The sequence below is a fragment of the Flavobacterium sp. Root901 genome (assembly GCF_001429765.1).
Classification (GTDB): domain Bacteria; phylum Bacteroidota; class Bacteroidia; order Flavobacteriales; family Flavobacteriaceae; genus Flavobacterium.
Genome location: NZ_LMJB01000001.1, coordinates 314525 through 333513 on the forward strand (window position 1 = coordinate 314525; position 18989 = coordinate 333513).

Sequence of the window (18989 nt, forward strand, 5' to 3'; positions counted from 1 at the left end):
ATTATGATCATTTATATATTTATTAATCTCAAACACTTCAGATTACTATCCTTTTGGACAGTTAGTGCCTAATAGACATGGTTCTAGTGATTCCTATAGATATGGATTCCAAAAACAGGAAAATTAGAATAATGGAAAAAGAAAAAAACGTTTGGGAATTAATTAAAAGTAATCATTTTGAAGAAGCTTCTATTGTTGCAGATGAGCAATATTCTTTAACTAAAGATATATCTATTTTAAACAATAAAGTATTTGCACTTTTACAATTACAAAGATATAGTGACGTAATAGAATTATGTGATACAATTATTCACAAGACCGATGGCGAGACCGATGTAGATTTTATTCTATCAGGTATTGCTTTTTGGGCACTTGATAATAAGAGTAAAGCCATTGAATATTGGACAAAAGGAGAGAAAGCTAAGTACGCCGATATTGCGGGAGGAATAGATGTGTTGATATTTCAATACTTTGCAAGTGTAAAACTAAATGATGATAAATTATTATTGACAGTGAAAAAGAAAATGAAAAAACTGTTAAAGAATAAAATTGCTACTAATTTTTACGGGTTGCAAGGAAACTACCTTTTAGATGAAATTACAGAAACTGAATTATACTCATCAGTAACTATGACAAATATTTTAAGAGAAAGACAATTATGTTGTCTTGATTTTGTTTTAGGTATTAAAAAATTAGAATCGTCGAATTTAGATTTTTATAAAAAAAAATTAACTGATTGTATCAGTTATGGTGCTAATGCATATTTAGAGCATTTTTTTTATTTAGCTAAAGTTGAGTTGAATATGGGTTCATTGTAAGAAAAAAAATGATTAATTAAAATAAATAAAATTAGAATTATGATAAAATTTATTAGATGGATTCTGTATGTCGGCTTAGTTTGGCCAATAATATATTCTTGTTTGGATGTATTTTATAAAACTAAGTTCAATATAGAGCAAGTATATTATATTGGTAAAACTACAAGAAATGTTTTTTCATTTTTTGTTATACTCTTTATCTTATTGAGTGTTTATATGTTTAAAAAAGAGAAAAAGATTATTTACATATTTTTTACGTTGTATCATTTACTATTTTTGATAGTACTGAATTATTATTGGACTTCAGTATAAACACCACGCTCTGCGAAGAGTTCTTATCAAAAAAAAATCGTATGCGTTGTGCGAATGTCTCCTGACTTCGCACCCCACAATCTAAAGCAAACAAAAAAGCCACTTCATTATGAGTGGCTTTTGGCTAATAAGAAATGATGTTTTTACGGAATAGCCGTAAATGTACCTGTGGTGATATTGAATCTTTTTTCTACTATTTTAGTACCGTCACAGTAACCTAATGGAAAACCATTATCATTGGTTAAGTTACTAATATTGAATTCACCTTTTAAGGTTTTTCCATCAAAACTAGTGATTTTTATTGTTCCTGATGTTTCATCTGTATCCCAAAGATTAACTTCTTTATAACAAAGTGAGGAGTCATTTAGAGGTAAAAAGTAAAAGGTGTTCTTTGTGTATAAGTTGTATGTTTTATTTACAACTAAGACATTATCAGTTGTCCTGATTGTCAAACTAAATATCCCGATGGCTCAGATATATCAACACAATGATAGGGCAGATTTGCAATCTGTGCCTAAAGTAAAGCTACACAGCTATTGACAAAAACAAATCCAATAAATGAAACCTCGTATAAATACGAGGTTTTTTTATTCCAAAGCATATAACAAATTAAGGCTCTGTTTTTATTCAATAACTCTCCAATTTACTGTGCACCTTCTCAATCTCTTTATCCATATAAGCCTGTGCATAATGAACATATCGATTAAAAGAAGTACTGGCATGACTATGTCCGCTAATTTTGCGAACTAAATGCTCCGGCATTCCTAAAATAAGTAAAGTAGTAATAGCAGTTCTTCGCATCATGTGCGAACTCATTTTATCGCAAAAGCGATTTTTTGAAGTATCTGTTTTTTTAGTTATGGTTTGCGTTTTGCCTTGCTTTTCTCTCGAAACTTCAATCGGGGTTGTAAAACCTGCAAGTTCACCAATATGTTTTAAACTTTTATTAAAATTGAATAAACTAGTGTTTCCAAAAAGTGGCACTTTGTTATTTGAAGTTGTATAACGTTGAAAAATAGCAACAGCATAGGCAGAAAGTTTGATAAAACTAAAGGTTTTGGTTTTCTTAGATTTTAGTTTTAGGTACCATTCGCCATCTATTTTTTCGAAATTTTTATTGGTTAATAAAAAAATATCGGAGTAACGTAAACCTGTAGAACAACCAAATACAAAAATATCTTTAATGCGTTTGTAACTAGGTATTAGTGTTTGCTCAAATTCTTTGTCGTGAATTAAAAACTTAAGCTGTTCTGGTGAAAGAACAAATATTTCTATTTCTTCTTTTCGAACATAAAACAAACGTTGAAAGTCGCCTGTATTTAAATCTTTATCATTTTTTAAATAATTGAAAAACACACGAATTACTTTAATATTAGCTCCCACATAATTATCGTGACAGCCTTTTTATATAAGAACTCCGTAAACTTTTGATAGAACTTTTCCAGTAACTTTTCTCAGATCCTAATTCACGTTTATCCAATTTTGAAGCGTCGCAAATACGTAATTCAAATTTAGTTTCACTCGAAAACTGAATCAAATTATTTAATACATACTTATAGTTTTGTATAGAGTCTGGTTTTATTTTTTCTCCATTTTTTTTGAGTCGTTTTCCTGTTTCGGTTTCCTTTATAAATTGTTTGAATAAGGAAATAATTGGACTCGATTTTTTCATGGTTTTGTTTTTGACAAAAATATCATTTTAGTTGATAACATAAATTTTCTGAGTATGAATAAAAAGCTACAACTTTTTAATTTATTGCATGACAATCACCATCTTTAATTTTAGGAATGCCATAACATTTGGTACGCAAAATTAGCGGACATAGCCATGCCAGTACTTCTTTTAATCGTTATGTACATTATGCGCAAGCTTACATGGATAAGGAGATTGAGAAAGTCCATGGTAAATTGGAGAGTTATTAAATGTATATCTGCCGTATGTTCCGCTTATCTACACAATAAAATCTATCTCAGATACAGAGTTGGTATTGGTGTTAAATAGTTCAGGAGATACAAGTACTTATAGTAAGTATTATCCTCAATAATTTAGGCTACAAAAAAATCCAATATCACTAATTCTGAAAGACTTTAATAAGAACTTATAAAAGAAATAAGCGTTAATCCTGCGGAGCAGGATTAACGCTTATTTACTATAAAATGATTAAAAATATTATTGTTATTTTACCTACACGTGTGATGCATTAGAACACTTTGCAGAGCTGGTTATAATAAATCTAGTGTTTCTTTTTCTTTCTCAAAATTAAGATAACCACTTTCTATCTTTAATTTATCACCATCAACAAATACTTTGGAGAGAAATGAAGATTCAACCCCTCTATTATCCAAATGATAAAGAGCAATTTGTTTTTGTTTACTTAAAGTTCCATTTTTATTAAAAATTTGGTATCCAATTTCTTTGACAATTTCATAATTTCGGTAATTATAATCATTTAAGAAAAACACAATTACTTTGCCGTCTTTTAATTTTTTTGAATCTAAGAAATAGTTTTTCATGGAAACCTTACTTTCTTCTTCGATAGATGACAAAACTTGCGTGGTAGTGTCTATGCTACAATATTTATATGGAACTAAGTCAATTTTGCTTTTAAAAAATGTTTTGTCAAAATTCCAAAAGTTCTCTTTTCTATCTGGTAGACTATCTAGTTTGGGACAATAACTAGTACAAACTTGTAATTTTTCACAATCATAAATATCATAAGGAAATCTTTTTTGGGAATTATACTTGTAATAATTTGCTTCAGCATTAATATCATTTTTAGGTCTAAAACTGATAATAGAACTAGCATTTAGTAAACAAACTTTTTTGGTAGTTTTACTGTTGTTTTTTATCCTCCAAGCAATAATGTCATATCCAGAAAGTTTAGTATTTGAATAATAGTTCAATAAATAAACTAAAATCCGTTCTTCTTTATCATTTTTGAAGTGATGGAGTATTATTAAATTGAGTTTCCCATCATTATAAAATTTGCCTAACGAATATAATTTATTACTTGCAGTGTCGTTCAGTTTTATCTCAAACTCTTTATCATCGCTAACTAATAAATGACTCAATTCTTTATAGCTTAAACTTTTACTATTCATTACATTATTAAAAGTCAAATCATCAATAACTAAAGGTAATTCAAGATTGGGAAATCTTAGTAAAGCAGTATCATTTTTTTGAGACAAAGCACTAAGAGTAATAAAAAAAAATAAAAAATATCGTATCATAATTTAAGGTTTTTCAATAGTTTTACCTGATTCATCATCTGTTACTTCTATAACTTCATCACTTATCGGTTTACCTATCTTCTCTAACTTAAAGTTAGGAACGGCTATTGGAGTAACAATAATACCATTTTTATTTCTAGGGTCATTTATATGTAAAGTATTACCTGCTAGAGATTCTACATCTAATTGAGTTACATTAACTTTAAAACCTTTAGCTATAAATCCAGCTGTTAGTTCATTTATGAAATCCGTTTTTATATTTGTTGCTTGAATATCGACTTGAAGTTGATACCCTTTCAACAAATACTTCATTAAATATTCTTTTTGCTTAACAACTGTAAATGTTTTTGTTTTATCATACCCTTCAGAAGCATCAATTTTTACTTGGTAAGGTTTTGATTTTACAGGGTACACGTCTGTTGTTCCATTCTTTTGAGTAAATTCATTAATGTCATTAGTCAACATATTAGAACTCGTAACATCAAGTAAAAGTTCATTAGGTGAAGAATATTTTTTATTAGATATAAAACTACCAACATTAACGCTACCTACTCCAGGTTTTCTTAATGGAACTTCTTGATTAAGTTCAATCATTTTATAATTTGAATATCCACCAAATTTATTTGCATCGATGTTGTTATAACTTTGCCTTATTATACCTAATTTAATTTTTTCATCATAGATAACTTGTGTCGAATATTTTTTTGATACAGGGTCTTGATAAGTTTTTATTTCAAATTCTAATCCTTCTAGCTCTCCGCCATCAATAACTCTATTTTCGCTAAAAGCATACGGGCTATTGTGAGCAAAGTCTTTATATAGTGGGTCTCTTGTAAAAAACCTACCAATCCTCGGGTCATGCATCCTGAAAGTATAGTTAAGTGAATTCCCTTCCCCGTCTTTAATTTCATCATCTTTTTCCTGCCCCTGGAAATCATATCGGTATTCATGCGGGCTTACGCTTCCATGACGGTCGGGTAAGAGCATTCCAAAAGGATAGAAATGTTTACCTTTTTGAGATCAGCAAAAATAAGAACTTCAAATTATAATAAATGTGTAAAAATGCAATTTTATGCGCTTTTTGTTAATTCAAATGTATAGATAATTCTAGATATATAATTAAAAAATGAAATGTGCAATTAACAAAATCATTGGCAGGCTTTAAAAATCACAATAACCCACTTCACATTATTTTTCGCAGGTAATACATTCTGTTGAAACTTAATAGAATTAAAAGATAAGTTTAAAATCCATAAGCCGTCTTATACTTATTTAAATTCTGCAATAACCCTCGTATAATTCTGTAATAAATAACTCGGCAGAAAAATTTAAATTCGGTTAAAATTTAAATTCGGTTAAAATTTATAAAATGCAGCAGAATAAAAAACGAATAGCTATTCTGGGAGGCGGACCCAGCGGACTTTTCATGTACAAAAGATTAATTGAATCCGGCAGCACTGAGCTGGAAGTTACCATTTATGAAAGAAAAAGCATGCTTGGAGCAGGAATGCCCTACGGCTCAGAAGGTGCGAATGACGAGCATGTCACCAATGTGTCTGATAATGAGATACCGTCAATTGTAAATTCAATTGAGGACTGGCTTCAGACTGCACCATCGGAATTGCTGGACAGATTTAAGATTAATCCCGAAAAGTTTAATGAATTTAAGGTCCTGCCCAGAATCTTATTTGGTTACTATCTGTCTTCGCAATTTGAATTGCTGCAGGAAATTGCAGCTTTAAAAGGTATTACAACTGTAATACATTACCACACCAATGTGACTGATCTGAGATATAATAAAGAAGATAAAACAACTACAGTAGTCACCGAAAATAGAGAGGAAGAATTTGATTATGCGATAATTTGCACCGGTCATAAATGGCCTTTACGTTATGAAGGAAAAGTAAAAGGCTATTACGATTCGCCTTATCCTCCCTCAAAGATTGCCCTAAAATTAAACCATCCGGTTGCAGTAAGAGGATCATCGCTCACAGCAATTGATGCTATACGTACTTTAGCACGCTGTAACGGTAATTTCATCAGGGAAGAAAACGGCACCCTGCATTATGAAAAAGCAGAAGAAAGTGCCGATTTCAAAATAATCATACATTCCAGAAGCGGGATGCTGCCTGCAGTGCGTTTCCATCTCGAAGATTCCCATCTGCGACCTGACTCTCTGCTTACAAGAGAAGAAATAGACGCACATCGAAAAGAAAATGAAGGTTTTTTATCTCTGGATTTTGTGTTTAAAAAAAATTTCAAGGAAATATTCCGCGAAAAAGATCCTGACTTTTATAAGCGTATTAAAGACCTTACGATTGAAGAGTTTGTTGATGATATGATGGAAATTCGAGAACGTCTTGATCCTTTCGTTTTATTGAGAGCAGAATATACCGAGGCGGAAAAATCAATAAAAAGACAGCAGTCTGTTTATTGGAAAGAAATGCTGGCCGTTTTGAGTTTTGCAATGAACCATCCCGCCAAGTATCTTTCTGCAGAAGACATGCAGCGTCTCCAGAAAGTGCTGATGCCTTTAATTTCTATTGTCATTGCTTTTGTACCACAGCAGTCCTGCAGCGAGCTTTTGGCTCTTCATCATGCCGGTGTTCTGGATATTACAGCAGTAAACCACGAAAGTTCTGTAGAGCCGCAGCATGGAGGCGGAATAATTTACCGATATACCGACGAAAACGAAAACCAGAAATCAGAATATTTCAACACTTTTATTGACTGTATAGGTCAGCCTCATCTTTCTTATGAGGATTTTCCTTTTACTACACTGCTCAGCCAGAAAGCTGTAAGTCCCGCACAGTTAAAATTTCAAAGCAGCAGTGCTGCTTCCGACGCGATCGAAGCCGGAAATACATTAGTTGAAAAAAATCCTGATGGAAGTTATTCCTTAAAAGTTTCCGGAATTGCCATAAATGATAATTTTCAGATCATAGATCAGTATGGCGCTTACAATGAAAGCATCTATATTATGGCCGTACCGTATATTGGAGGCTATAACCCTGACTATTCGGGACTGGATTTCTGCGAAGCGGCTTCACTTGAAATTGTCGGCAGTATCTACTCAGAAGAAAAGGTCTGATTTAAAAACATATCGCTACGGCTTACAGCTCTTTGCATTCTCTGGACTATTTTTAAAAATGATATTGAGTTAACAACTTACAGGCGCATTATCATTCTCTAATGATATTTTTATCCTGATAAGCCATTTGAGCAATCTCATCTTTTCGCCTAAAACTAACTCCTTTATGCTTTTGAATATAGCTAATGATTTCTGCAGCGGCAGCAACGATTTGCGGTGTACCTCCTATGCGATCATGAAAACTTATTGACATTTGCCTGCGCTTTTTTTCAGATTCTTTATAAAGCTGATCAAATTCCATTATAACCTGGCGCGCAAACTGATCGGCACTAAAATTTTTGCCTTCTATTAATACGATGTCGTTGCAGCGAATCGTGTACGGAACCACCGCAAAATCATTTCCTTTTACTTTTAACAAAAATGGTTCATCGCGGCTTAAGTCATCGATATGGTATTTAAATCCCAGTTCCTGCAAAATTTCCAGTGTATTTGTTCCGCGTCTTAACCAATTTGCATTATAGCCGACAGGTTCAAAACCGGTAACATTTTTAATAGCTTCTGCCCCGTCTTTGATAAACTTTTTTTCCGTTTCATAAGGCATAGCATATTGGGAAGCCCAATCCATACCATGAGCAGCAGCTTCATGTCCTCTTGCTACAATTTCTTTGGCAATTTCAGGGTTTTTCAGCACTGCCGAACCAACCATATGCGAGGTAACTTTGATTCCGAATTTGTCCCAATTGTCGAGCATTCTGGGAATTCCTTCTTTGTATCCATATTGATACCAAGACTCACCCGGAAGGTCTATATATCCTTTCTGCATGTTTTGCGGAAATGGGCTTTCAGCATTTGCAGGCTGCCCGCCGGCTTCAAACTGCATTGATATCGATACTACCAGACGTGATCCGTCGGGCCATTGAGCAGCAGAACTCTCATCGCCTATAGATTTATCTGCATGGAAATCGCTTGCCAGCAATGGGCTGATCGGAACGAATCCCGCAAGCCCGGCAAGGCCTGTCTGCTTAAGAAATGTTCTTCTATCTTTCATATAAATTTGTTTTATTTGAGTACTTCCTCAATAATAAGCGTTTCTTCATAAAGTGAAAATTTACTTATCAGATTATTTTCCACCGTAATGTGAATTGCCAAAGGCATTTTAAAATGTTTTCCGTTTTTTTTCACAGTTCTTTCAACAAAACCAAATACAGCGGCTTCATTTCCTCTCAATAAAAAAGATTGGGCTTCGAGCTTTTCACTTCCGTCAACAAAATAACTAAAGAGGGTTTTGAATAACACTGAAATTTCTTCCCGTTTTGAACGATGCCCCGTCCATGGCATGTATTTCGATTCGAAAATATACCAATCTACTTTTTCTGAAACCATAGAAGCGATCCCTTCCGGATTTTTAGATCCTACATAACTAAAGAACTTGTCAACGGCTGCTTTGGTCTTTAATTCTTCATCGGAGTATACTTGGGCTTGTGCCGGGAAACCAATTAATAACATTGCTGTTATTAAAATAATGGCTTTCATTTTCAATTTAAATACTGCTTTTTTCATAATCAGATTTTTAATGTTCCTCATGCAGTTCATTTCAAACTAAAAATGAAGCTGCATTGTTATTCCTGAAAAGAATATATTTTTACCGGTTCCGGATGCTTTGATATAATCTTTGGCCTGAAACCATGTTGCTTCTACCCTAAAATATAGATATTGATTAGGCTCCCAGATGATTTCACTTTCTAATTGATTTCCGATTTTCTTTTCTGCAGTGGTATCTCCGGGATAAATCAAAGTTGTATTGGGTGCGTAGATACCATCATTACTGCTGTATCTCCAAAACATATCATAATCAATTACCCAATCGACATTTTTAGCAACTTCAAAACTCAATGAAGGATGAAAATCTATTAAATTCGATGGCCCGATTACTGATGCTAACCCAAAATAAGCACCTCGTGGAAAAAGTGGATTAAAGGTTTGCAAACTGTTATCACCTTCTGTTTTGTCTCCGCTGATTACTTCTGTCTTGAAACCAATTTCCGGACGAAACAGGACGGTATTAAAACGATATCCTGCATTAATCGAAGCCGTCCAGGCGCTTATGTTTTTGTCAGCAACATCTCCAAATTGGTAAACTGCTTCTGCGTCATAACGCCAGTTGTTTGTTTTTCCCCAAATTCTTGTTCCAACAGATTGTCTGTTTTCCCGGCCTTCTGCGTCATTAAATGCTGCTTTAGCCCGCTCATAACCAAAATAATAAACATCAATGTTTTTGATTAGCGGCACTTTGTTGAACACCAGATAACTTCCCCATAATTGCCGGTCGTTATTTGAAGCATCGTCAAAAATGCCGTCATGCGCGACAACATAATTTGTATAAAACAGATCTGTTGTGAAATTTTGTCCGGATATAATTGCTTTAAGACCGTCAAACGACTGCCTGTTATTGGGTCCCTCCCTAACAGCCACCAAACGTTGAGATCCATAAGTGAGTTCCTGCCTTCCTGCCCTTAAAATAAATCTTTTGCTGCCGTCATTTATAATATTGAAATCAGCAAAAGCCTGATGTACTTCCAACGGATTTTGTTCCACAGGATTCGGATCAATTCTGCCGTCTGCCATACTGCTCTGCATCTGAACAAATGTTCTGAAATACTTACCGGCATGAAAATCGGCATGAAACAAATATCTTCCTAAAACATAACCATCGTTATCCTGCGGACCATCGCCCCAATTTTCATTTTTAGCATAGAAGTACTGAAAACGTAGATCGCCCCCAAAACTGATATATGTTTTCTTTGAAGCAGAAACTGGCAGAAATTTCACTGTTTTATACCAGTCATCGCTTACAGTATCGTTTTCCAAAACACTATAATTCTCATCAAACCTGAGTAATTTAAAATCCGGATATCGTTGTGCAAATCCTGATATGGAAAGCAATAAAACCAATAATACTATCTTGTTTTTCATAAATGAATTTTAAATATTACCATCTTATTTACTTTCTATTTACCTGCGTTCTGCTTGATGTCCTTATATGCATTTGGAACATTAAAATTGAAATGAAGCCAGTTAAAAAGTTCATATCCTTTATCAAATTCCTTCATGGTCACGGCAGTTTTGGTTTCTTCTAATGTCAGGCCTTTTTTAACTGCATTTTCAACATTAGACTGCAAAGCCGTAACATAATCTATTGTATATTTAATTCCGGCTTTATTGGTAATCCTGCCATGTCCGGGAACCACAATATCTTTATCAGAAATCATATTATAAATTTTGTTCAGGTTTTTAACAGGCTCCAGAAAATACCCATCAAATAACCACGGAATTGCAGGGCTTTCAGCAATAAAAGGATTTCCTGCCCATAATACATTTCCTGAAGGCGATTTTAAATACACAAAAAGATCTGCCGGAGACTGTGCGGTTCCCACATTTATAACTTCAACAATATTGCCTTTTCCCATATCAATTTTCATAGTCTGGTTAATGGCGATTGTAATGTCGGCAGGTCGGTAAACACTCTCTTCAATTCCTCTTCCTTTTCCAAATAGCATGATCATAAACTGTTTGATATTGTCATAATTCTTAGCCAGATTGTCTTTGCAAAATTCATTCTGAATGACAATTGTTTCCTTTGGAAGCAGGTAATTTCCGAAACAATGATCGCCGTGATCACTTGTGTTTATGGCATAAATAATAGGTTTTGGCGATACAGACCTTATTAATTTATAAAGCTGATCGTATAATCCTTTGCTTAACATCGTTTCAATTAGCAAAATCCCTTTGTCTCCTACAATAAATCCTGCCGAAGTGGCTTGTGGAATTCCTTTTGTAGTTTCAGTTTCAGTTGTACTAGGAGATACGGCATAAACATTTTCTGAAATTTTATGAAGTTTTAAAGTCACTTTATCAGCATCCCAAATGGGTACGTGACTGGGCATTGGAAATTGTGCATAAGCCGTTGTAATGCTTAATTTACATAACATGATAATTGCCAATGCAGATATTATTTTATGAATTTTCATGATTTATATTTTATGAACTGTCTTCAGTTCGTTTTACCTTGTTTTGGCATATCCCCGGAAATATTTCACTGGCGACCAGTCCGGAATTACCGGAGCAATTGCAGGATCGAGTGATTTAAAATCTCGTGCCCCATAAACGATTTTGCCGTTTACCACTGTCAGATCCGATTCAATATTTCGAATTTTATCGGCTGAAAGAGTAAAATAATCCTCTGACAGAATCGAAAAATCGGCATACATACCTTTTATCAATTTTCCTTTTTCTTTTTCTTCTCCAGAAAACCAGGCACTTCCTGAAGAGTACAATTGAAGTGCTGTAAACTTATCCAAAACCTGATCTTTCGGCCAAAACTGCATCCCTCCTAGTGTTTTTCCGGTAATAAGCCAATGCAGTGCCATCCAGGGGTTATAGGTTGAAATACGTGTGGCGTCAGTTCCCATCCCGACAGGTATTCCCATCTCAAGCATTTTTTTAATTGGAGGCAATTGTGTTTTTGGAGCACCATACATTTTCTCATACAATTCTCCCTGAAAATACATTCTGAACTGAACTGCAATTCCCCCATTTAATGCTTTTACTCTTTCTAATTCCTTAGGAGTAATTGTTTCTGCGTGGTCAAAAAACCAGCGTAATCCGTTAAATGGAATTTCTTTATTCACTTTTTCAAACACATTCAGCATTCTGTCAATCGATTCGCCGTAAGTCGCATGTAACCGAAAAGGCCATTTGTTTTTAACAAGCAAGCGGATAATAGGTTCCAGATCTTTTTCCATTTCATCTGAAAGCACAATTCTGGGTTCGAGAAAATTTTCAAAATCTGCCGCAGATGCCACAATATTTTCTCCGGCACCTTCTTCCGTATAACCATTAGCTGTCAAAAGATTATCATTTTTATTGATGACTGTTTCGGCAACCCACTTTTCGTAATCCTGAAGTTCTCTTCCTTTTTGTTGTGCAAACAAATAGTACGAGATTCTAAGATTCAGTTTTCCTTGTCTGGCCAATTCCATTGAAGCAGCATAATCTGCAGGAAAATTTTGTGATCCTCCCGCAGCATCAATAACAGATGTCAATCCAAAACGATTCAGTTCACGATTAAATTGAAGCGAGCTGTTGATTCTTTCTTCGGGAGTCAGTTTTGTAGTTAATCCTAAAGTGGTATAAATGGCTTTCGGTGTTTCTTTGGCAAACATTAAACCGGTTAAGTTTCCATCTTTGTCTTGTTCCAGAACACTTCCTTCGTAATGCGTATCTTTAGTATAACCCAAAACTTCAATTCCTTTTTTGTTTAAAAAAGCTTTCCCATATAAATAGGTTATAAAGACAGGTTTATCAGGAACTGCGGCATTTATTTCTTCAATAGTCGGCTGTCGTTTTTCCTCAAATCCGAATTCATTCCAGCCTCCAATCACTTTGATCCAAACTCCCGGCGGCGTCCTCGCTGCTTGCTCTTTCAGCATTTCCATAGCTCTTTTCAGGGTTTTTACGCCATCCCAACGTAATTCTGAATTATAATTCAACCCTTCGCGAATGACATGAATATGGCTGTCGTTTAAACCCGGAATAACCGTTTTACCCTTTACATCAATACTTTTTGTAGTTGTGGCCTGATAACTTTCCAAGATGTTTTTTGAAGTGCCTGCTGCCAGGATAATTCCGTCTTTTACCGCCAGTGCCTGTACAAATTCGCCTGATTTTTGCATCGTTGCAATTTTTCCATTGTAAATAATCAGGTCTGCTTTTACCTGAGCCTGCAGTAAGAGGCTAAAGAAAAAGAATGGTATTGTAAATATTAGTTTCATTTTTAGAATAATAAGTCTGTATAATAGCATGCTATATTATTTTGACAGAAAAAATGCCAGCAGATCTTTTTGTACCTGAGCCGTATTTTCCTGAACCAGCCAGTGTCCTGAACCCGCAATTTTAGATTCTGTTACATTTTCGGCAACCAGCTTAGAATGATCTTTTAGAAATGCTGCTGCAAAATATTCCCCGCCCATTGCCAGTAAAGGCATTTTTAGTTTTGTTTTGGCAAAAACTAAATTATCTTTTCCGTCCTGTGGGAAATTCCCAAACCATTTAAAACTTGATTTTGCGCCGTCTTTTACAGCATATGCTCTCACAAATTCTGCAGTTTCTTCTGGTGTAAAAGGATTTTTTACATGTCCCACCATTGGCCAGAAATTGGTTAAAAATTCTTTCTCTTTTCCTTTAACAATATCTCCTGAAGCCGGCCATGCAAAAAAACCAAACCACCATGCAGAGGCTGAAACTTTTGACCATACTGGTTCAATACCCGGAAGAAGTGCATCCATTAAGGCTAATTTTTTAACTTCATTTCCGTATTGCGCCGCATAGGCATAAGCCACCATAAGTCCGATGTCGTGACCCGCAAGATTGATATTGTTGTAACCTAGCTTTTTAACCAGTTCATGAATATCTGCAGCCATTGTTTTTTTATCATATCCTGTTTCCGGTTTATCAGATTCGCCAACCCCTCTTAAATCAGGAGCGATTACTGTAAAATGCTTTGAAAGTTCAGGAAGCAGACGGTTCCACATATACCAGTTTTGTCCAAAACCATGCACCAGTACAAGTGGTTCTCCTTTTCCACCAATTACGTAATGGATGTTTACCCCGTTTACCATTGCTGTGGCATGTTTAAAATTTGACGGCGGATTTGCAGGTGCAGTCTCATCCTTTTCCGTTGTCACAGCAGTTTTTGTTTCTGCCGGAAGGTTATCTTCTGTTTTCTTATTGCAAGAAATTAAAGTCAGGAGGAATAGCGCGGCTAAAACCTGAAATGTTCTGCTTTTAAAGCTAAAAAACGTATTGTTTAATAAATTTGTCTTCATAATTAAAATTTTAATTGGTTATAGAATAATTGATTTTTATATTTTTTAAGCAGGTAAATTTCCTATCCAATCTTGTATAAAGACTGCAATTTCCTGCCATCCAGGCTGATTCAAAACAAAGTGATTTCTTTCGGGAAAAACCTTGAAATCTGTTATAGAATTTTTGTCCGTATATTTTTTATAATTGGAATAATTAAGTGATTCCGGAATAGTGTGGTCTGCTGATCCGGCAATTAAAAGCAATGGTTTGTGAGCAGCGTGAAAATCTACTTTTGCCGCTGAAGTAATAGTGTCCCGAACTATTAATTTAGATTCCGGAACAACAGAGTCACAATACGCTTTGTCCTGCCATTCTTCAGGCATACCATTCGTAAACGCATACTGCCATTGACTGAAGCTCATCAAAAAAGTCTTTTTTGAAGAAGTAAAAAAGCCCAAAGGACCCCAGCCAGCTTTAAAAAATGAAAATTTAAAAGTCATGATTCCCTGAGGAGGAACGGAATGTATGGCAATTGCAGCTGCAGCTAAATTGCGCTGTAAAAGTATTTGGGCTGTAAGTCCTCCAATAGAATGGCCAATCACAATAGGCTTTTGCGGAAGGTTTTTTGCGATATTTTCAAAATGATTTATCAAATCAGTTAATCGCAGACTGGCGATCTGAGGATCTGGATGACGATCGCGTAAAAGAGCTGCGGGAGCGTCTTTGTATGGCCAGGCCGGTGCCAGTGTTGTAAAACCTTTACTTTTAAAAAAGGTTTTCCATTCATCCCAGCATTTATTGCTTACAAATGCACCTGTAATAAAAAGTATTGTAGTAGGGTTTTCAGTCAGCATAATACATTTTTTAATGTTATGCCAAAGTGTAAACGAAAACCGAACCTTTTTATTAACTAGTTAAAAATCAACACTTTAATTATCACTATCAAAATTATAAGCAACTATATTTCGTTGTACAACGAAAATGAAGCAACTTAATATCGTTTGTTACAAATTAAAAATTTAAAAGTGGCTTCTCTTTATGCCCAATTTTTGCATTCTTGAAGCTAATGTTGTAGGAGGCAGTCCTAAGATTTCTGATGCACCACCCGCGCCTCTTATTCTTCCGTTGCATTTTTCAAGCACATTAATAATGTGCTCCCTCTCATTTTCCTGAATGGTTTTAAAGTACCATTCATTTGACATAGTATTTATTTTAGCTTCGTCAATAGCCGGAAGCGGAATGTGCTCAATGACATTAGTTTGTGCCAAAAGAATACTTCTTTCAATGAGATTCTCCAGTTCACGTATATTACCGGGCCATTGATAAGACAAAAGACTTTTTAATGCACTTTCTGCTATTTCGGTGACATTTTTACCCGTTTTAGAACTATAGACAGCAATAAAATGACGTGCAAGAAGTCCAATATCTTCTTTTCGCTCTCTCAAAGGCGGGAGCTGAATTGGAAATACATTTAACCTGTAATAGAGATCCAGTCTAAAGCGGCCCTCAGCAACTTCTTTTTCAAGGTTACAATTGGTAGCAGCGATAATACGCACATTAACTTTGATGGAAACATTACCTCCAACACGTTCAATTTCTTTTTCCTGTATAGCACGCAGTAATTTCGCCTGCATTTCTAATGGCATATCTCCAATCTCGTCCAAAAATAATGTACCATTATCTGCTTGCTCAAATTTCCCAATTCGTCTTTCTGCTGCACCGGTAAAAGATCCTTTTTCATGTCCAAACAACTCTGATTCTATAAGGCTTGGAGGAAGTGCGGAACAATTAATTTTAACAAAAGGCTGGTTTTTTCTATTGGAAAGCTCCTTAATACTATGGGCAATACTCTCTTTTCCTGTACCGCTTTCCCCCGTAATTAAAACGGTTGTATCGGCGGGAGCAACTTGCAGAATATGGTCAAATATTTTCAGCAATGCCGGACTTTTTCCAACGATCGATTCAAAGCCCAGGTCTTTAATATGTTTAGTTGTCAATGGATTTCCAGAAGGAGTACTTTTTTTATCCATTTTCTTGTCGTGACTTATTAAATTTTCAATTGCAAAAATTAATGGTTCCTGAAGCCTCTCGCACAACGTTAAATGATTTTTATTGTAGTTATCTTCCTGCCTGCTGAAAAAAGATAGATATAACCCGCCACTTCCTGTCAATGTTAAAGGAACCGGAAGCATCAGATTAGATTGCATATTCATAGAATTTGCTATCAGCTTTTTTATAGGGTTCTTATCACATATTTTTATAAAATCCGGTCCATTATAATAGGTCGCATCTGTTTCTACTTTACTTTTATTGCGTAATTCTGTAATCTCAGATTCTTTTAACGCAGTAATATTTTGCAACTCTTCAATTCCTATTCTCTGGTATTCATGCAGACCTGTTCTTGCATAACCTAAAACCCTGCTGGATAATTTATTTTCCATATAAAAAACAGCCATTACAAGATCAAAAGAAATGAGAGACTGCAACGCTTTAATGATATTAAGAACCCTTTCATCCCAAGTGCCGCTTTTTGTTACTATGGTTTTTAATTGTTTTTGAAACAGAAGCTCTTTTCTGATTGATGACTCTATGCCGTACTGCTGATGATATTCTGCAATTTCAATCGTCACTAACAAATCTTTTTCTCTAAAAGGTTTTACCAAAAAGCCCTGGGGATGAGTCAGTTTTGCTTTGCTCAAAACCTCCTCGTTTGAGTTTGCAGACAGATAAATAAAAGGAATATTGTCATCTTTCAATATTTCAGCCAGATCAATACCTGTTTCTTTTCCCGAAAGGAATATATCGAGTAATACCAATTCCGGCTTCTGCTCTGCAATATAATATTTAGCATCCGGAACTGATCGTGCCATTCCAATAACTGAGTGTCCGGCTTTTTTAAGCATAAGCCGTAAATGATTTGCCTCAACAAATTGATCTTCAACTATAAGTATTTTTAATGGTTTTGCCATTGCTAGAATTATATTAATAAAGATTACTATCGCTGGTACTAAATTCCAAAGTTATTTTTGTGCCGCTCTCACTAAAAATTTGAAATTTGCCTCTAATATCATCAGAAAGTCCATGCATTAATTTGATGCCTAATGAAGGACTGTTGTATGGATCAAAATCATTTGGAAGTCCAATTCCATTGTCCTGAATAATTAAAACATAGTTGATATTGTCTTCTGTTTTAAGGGAAATTTTAATTATTGCATTTTCATAATCTGGAAAAGCATATTTAATAGCATTTGTAACTGCTTCATTAAAAATTAATCCAATTGGTATTGAATGAGACAATGGCAGATTAAAGCTGTCAATATCCAGCACAAACCGAATTGATTTTCTGATTTCAAAAGAATCTTTCAAATATTCGGTCAATTCAAATATATAAGACGGCATATCAATTATTGACAAACTCTCAGACTGATATAATTTTTGATGTATCAATGACATAGCATGAATTCTATTCTGACTGCTGTTAATAGCCTGAAGCGCTTCGTCATTTTTTAAAAACTCAGCCTGACTGGCAAGCAGGCCAACGACCATATGAAGGTTATTTTTTACCCTGTGGTGAATTTCACGCAAAAGCCATTCTTTTTCAACAACCAGATTTTGAAGTGAATCATTCTTTTTATTGATTTCATTTTGCTGCGTTTCCAGTACCTTATTTGTTTTCTTCTTAAATATAAAACTTTTATAAAGCAGTGCCAGAATTATAAGTAAAAGCAAAACAAAGGTTACCATGGAATTACGTAAAAATATCTCATTTTTAAGTTTGCTTTGCTGCAAGAAGGTTTTATTTTTAAGCCGAATAATATCCATGGTTTTCTTCTCAGATTCATAAATAATATGCAGTCTGGAAGAAATAGGATAAATATCGCTTTCTTTAAGTTTGGCGGCCCTATAAAAAAATATCGCTTTTTTTAGAGCATTTTGAGAACTGTGAAAATCTGATATAGAGAAATACAATTCACTGATTTGACTGTAACAATCCCCGCTTCTTTTATTGTTACCAGACTTTTCAAATAGAGAAGCGGCCTTAAATATCGGGACTAACCGCTCTGGTATTGGTGCAGTCATACGCATTTTAGCTGACCAGATCATTACCCATGCTTCTGCTAAATCATCAACCTGATTTGTTTTTTTTAATATTTCTATGGCTTTTTTTGCTTCGACTTCTATCATTTGGTTATTGTTCCGGAGCTGCTGCAGCATAGAAAGCTGCAAGTAACATTTCCCAGAATAAATATCAGAATGCAGTCTCTGGCTAATATTCAGCGCTTTCTCAGCATATTCAAACGCCTTTACTAATGTTAACGGATTATGATAGGAACCTTCATACCAGTCACTTACTTTTAATAAGATTTTGATTTTGTTTGTGTTTTCGGGTAATTCCTTCAGCAGCTCCTCGGCTTTAGTTACCTGGAGTTCATTGTAAGGTTTTTGACGATCAAGATCCTTTATCAAAAAAGACAGGTCGCCTGCTGCTAATTCTATATACGTAATGTTTTTGCTGGCGGCAAATGCATTTACGGCTCCAATTGCAATATAGACAAGGAGTAACAGAAGTTTTCTGTAGTGCTCTGAGCGCATTTTTTTGAATTTATCAGCTTTACGAAGGTATTGATAATTATTAATTTAAATTTAAAATATTCGAAAATTGACTGCCGACG

16 protein-coding genes are annotated in these 18989 nt (G+C 34.7%); 2 read left to right on the top strand and 14 right to left on the bottom strand.

Going from position 1 to position 18989, the window contains the following annotated elements; genetic code table 11:
• The first annotated feature begins 131 nt into the window (after nucleotides 1–131).
• On the top strand, nucleotides 132–818 hold the full coding sequence (locus ASE21_RS01160) for a hypothetical protein (RefSeq protein WP_128414641.1): 687 nt from the start codon (nucleotides 132–134) through the stop codon (nucleotides 816–818).
• Between the two features lie 455 nt (nucleotides 819–1273).
• On the opposite strand, the gene ASE21_RS01165 is transcribed toward ASE21_RS01160, so the two are convergent.
• The 5 genes from ASE21_RS01165 to ASE21_RS01185 form a co-directional block, all read right to left on the bottom strand.
• Nucleotides 1274–1582 carry a hypothetical protein gene (locus ASE21_RS01165; RefSeq protein WP_057120726.1) on the bottom strand — a complete coding sequence of 103 codons (309 nt, stop codon included), beginning with the start codon at nucleotides 1580–1582 and terminating at the stop codon, nucleotides 1274–1276.
• 175 nt (nucleotides 1583–1757) lie between these two features.
• Entirely contained in the window at nucleotides 1758–2513 is a 756-nt protein-coding gene (locus ASE21_RS01170) for a tyrosine-type recombinase/integrase (RefSeq protein WP_057120727.1), read from the bottom strand.
• Nucleotides 2514–2517: 4 nt separating this feature from the next.
• Complete coding sequence (locus tag ASE21_RS01175) at nucleotides 2518–2802, bottom strand: hypothetical protein (protein ID WP_057120728.1); 285 nt, start codon at nucleotides 2800–2802, stop codon at nucleotides 2518–2520.
• A gap of 551 nt (nucleotides 2803–3353) precedes the next feature.
• The gene (locus tag ASE21_RS01180) at nucleotides 3354–4361 is read right to left on the bottom strand and encodes a hypothetical protein (protein WP_057120729.1); all 1008 of its coding nucleotides are present in this window, start codon (nucleotides 4359–4361) and stop codon (nucleotides 3354–3356) included.
• A 3-nt stretch (nucleotides 4362–4364) separates the two neighbouring features.
• On the bottom strand, nucleotides 4365–5348 hold the full coding sequence (locus ASE21_RS01185; RefSeq protein WP_057120730.1) for a hypothetical protein: 984 nt from the start codon (nucleotides 5346–5348) through the stop codon (nucleotides 4365–4367).
• A gap of 382 nt (nucleotides 5349–5730) precedes the next feature.
• Between ASE21_RS01185 and ASE21_RS01190 the strand changes: the two genes are divergently transcribed.
• The gene (locus ASE21_RS01190; RefSeq protein ID WP_057120731.1) at nucleotides 5731–7452 is read left to right on the top strand and encodes an FAD/NAD(P)-binding protein; all 1722 of its coding nucleotides are present in this window, start codon (nucleotides 5731–5733) and stop codon (nucleotides 7450–7452) included.
• A gap of 91 nt (nucleotides 7453–7543) precedes the next feature.
• Here the strand turns inward: ASE21_RS01190 and ASE21_RS01195 are convergent, their stop codons facing one another.
• From ASE21_RS01195 to ASE21_RS01235, 9 genes are all read right to left on the bottom strand, one after another.
• On the bottom strand, nucleotides 7544–8500 hold the full coding sequence (locus ASE21_RS01195; RefSeq protein WP_057120732.1) for a polysaccharide deacetylase family protein: 957 nt from the start codon (nucleotides 8498–8500) through the stop codon (nucleotides 7544–7546).
• A gap of 11 nt (nucleotides 8501–8511) precedes the next feature.
• Nucleotides 8512–9012 (bottom strand): nuclear transport factor 2 family protein, encoded by a 501-nt coding sequence (locus ASE21_RS01200; RefSeq protein ID WP_057120733.1) that lies wholly within the window; start codon nucleotides 9010–9012, stop codon nucleotides 8512–8514.
• Nucleotides 9013–9051: 39 nt separating this feature from the next.
• Nucleotides 9052–10425 carry an alginate export family protein gene (locus ASE21_RS01205; protein WP_057120734.1) on the bottom strand — a complete coding sequence of 458 codons (1374 nt, stop codon included), beginning with the start codon at nucleotides 10423–10425 and terminating at the stop codon, nucleotides 9052–9054.
• Between the two features lie 35 nt (nucleotides 10426–10460).
• A complete protein-coding gene (locus tag ASE21_RS01210) occupies nucleotides 10461–11480 on the bottom strand; it encodes an MBL fold metallo-hydrolase (protein ID WP_128414642.1) in 1020 nt (339 codons plus the stop codon).
• A gap of 33 nt (nucleotides 11481–11513) precedes the next feature.
• Nucleotides 11514–13283, bottom strand: a complete 1770-nt coding sequence (locus ASE21_RS01215) for an amidohydrolase (protein ID WP_057120736.1) — start codon at nucleotides 13281–13283, stop codon at nucleotides 11514–11516.
• A gap of 36 nt (nucleotides 13284–13319) precedes the next feature.
• Nucleotides 13320–14336 carry an alpha/beta fold hydrolase gene (locus ASE21_RS01220; RefSeq protein WP_057120737.1) on the bottom strand — a complete coding sequence of 339 codons (1017 nt, stop codon included), beginning with the start codon at nucleotides 14334–14336 and terminating at the stop codon, nucleotides 13320–13322.
• 45 nt (nucleotides 14337–14381) lie between these two features.
• A complete protein-coding gene (locus tag ASE21_RS01225; RefSeq protein WP_057120738.1) occupies nucleotides 14382–15170 on the bottom strand; it encodes an alpha/beta hydrolase in 789 nt (262 codons plus the stop codon).
• Nucleotides 15171–15335: 165 nt separating this feature from the next.
• Nucleotides 15336–17285, bottom strand: coding sequence for a sigma 54-interacting response regulator (locus ASE21_RS01230; RefSeq protein WP_057120739.1), 1950 nt, complete (start codon nucleotides 17283–17285; stop codon nucleotides 15336–15338).
• 13 nt (nucleotides 17286–17298) lie between these two features.
• Nucleotides 17299–18909, bottom strand: coding sequence for a sensor histidine kinase (locus tag ASE21_RS01235; RefSeq protein WP_057120740.1), 1611 nt, complete (start codon nucleotides 18907–18909; stop codon nucleotides 17299–17301).
• Between the last annotated feature and the right edge of the window lie 80 nt (nucleotides 18910–18989).

Excerpts from the sequence above, each read along its gene's own strand:
- ASE21_RS01180 (WP_057120729.1), bottom strand. The coding sequence starts at position 4,361 with ATGATACGATATTTTTTATTTTTTTTTATTACTCTTAGTGCTTTGTCT.
- ASE21_RS01225 (WP_057120738.1), bottom strand. The coding sequence starts at position 15,170 with ATGCTGACTGAAAACCCTACTACAATACTTTTTATTACAGGTGCATTT.
- ASE21_RS01210 (WP_128414642.1), bottom strand. The coding sequence starts at position 11,480 with ATGAAAATTCATAAAATAATATCTGCATTGGCAATTATCATGTTATGT.
- ASE21_RS01175 (WP_057120728.1), bottom strand. The coding sequence starts at position 2,802 with ATGAAAAAATCGAGTCCAATTATTTCCTTATTCAAACAATTTATAAAG.
- ASE21_RS01185 (WP_057120730.1), bottom strand. The coding sequence starts at position 5,348 with ATGCTCTTACCCGACCGTCATGGAAGCGTAAGCCCGCATGAATACCGA.
- ASE21_RS01200 (WP_057120733.1), bottom strand. The coding sequence starts at position 9,012 with ATGAAAAAAGCAGTATTTAAATTGAAAATGAAAGCCATTATTTTAATA.
- ASE21_RS01195 (WP_057120732.1), bottom strand. The coding sequence starts at position 8,500 with ATGAAAGATAGAAGAACATTTCTTAAGCAGACAGGCCTTGCCGGGCTT.
- ASE21_RS01230 (WP_057120739.1), bottom strand. The coding sequence starts at position 17,285 with ATGGCAAAACCATTAAAAATACTTATAGTTGAAGATCAATTTGTTGAG.
- ASE21_RS01190 (WP_057120731.1), top strand. The coding sequence starts at position 5,731 with ATGCAGCAGAATAAAAAACGAATAGCTATTCTGGGAGGCGGACCCAGC.
- ASE21_RS01235 (WP_057120740.1), bottom strand. The coding sequence starts at position 18,909 with ATGCGCTCAGAGCACTACAGAAAACTTCTGTTACTCCTTGTCTATATT.
- ASE21_RS01160 (WP_128414641.1), top strand. The coding sequence starts at position 132 with ATGGAAAAAGAAAAAAACGTTTGGGAATTAATTAAAAGTAATCATTTT.
- ASE21_RS01205 (WP_057120734.1), bottom strand. The coding sequence starts at position 10,425 with ATGAAAAACAAGATAGTATTATTGGTTTTATTGCTTTCCATATCAGGA.
- ASE21_RS01215 (WP_057120736.1), bottom strand. The coding sequence starts at position 13,283 with ATGAAACTAATATTTACAATACCATTCTTTTTCTTTAGCCTCTTACTG.
- ASE21_RS01220 (WP_057120737.1), bottom strand. The coding sequence starts at position 14,336 with ATGAAGACAAATTTATTAAACAATACGTTTTTTAGCTTTAAAAGCAGA.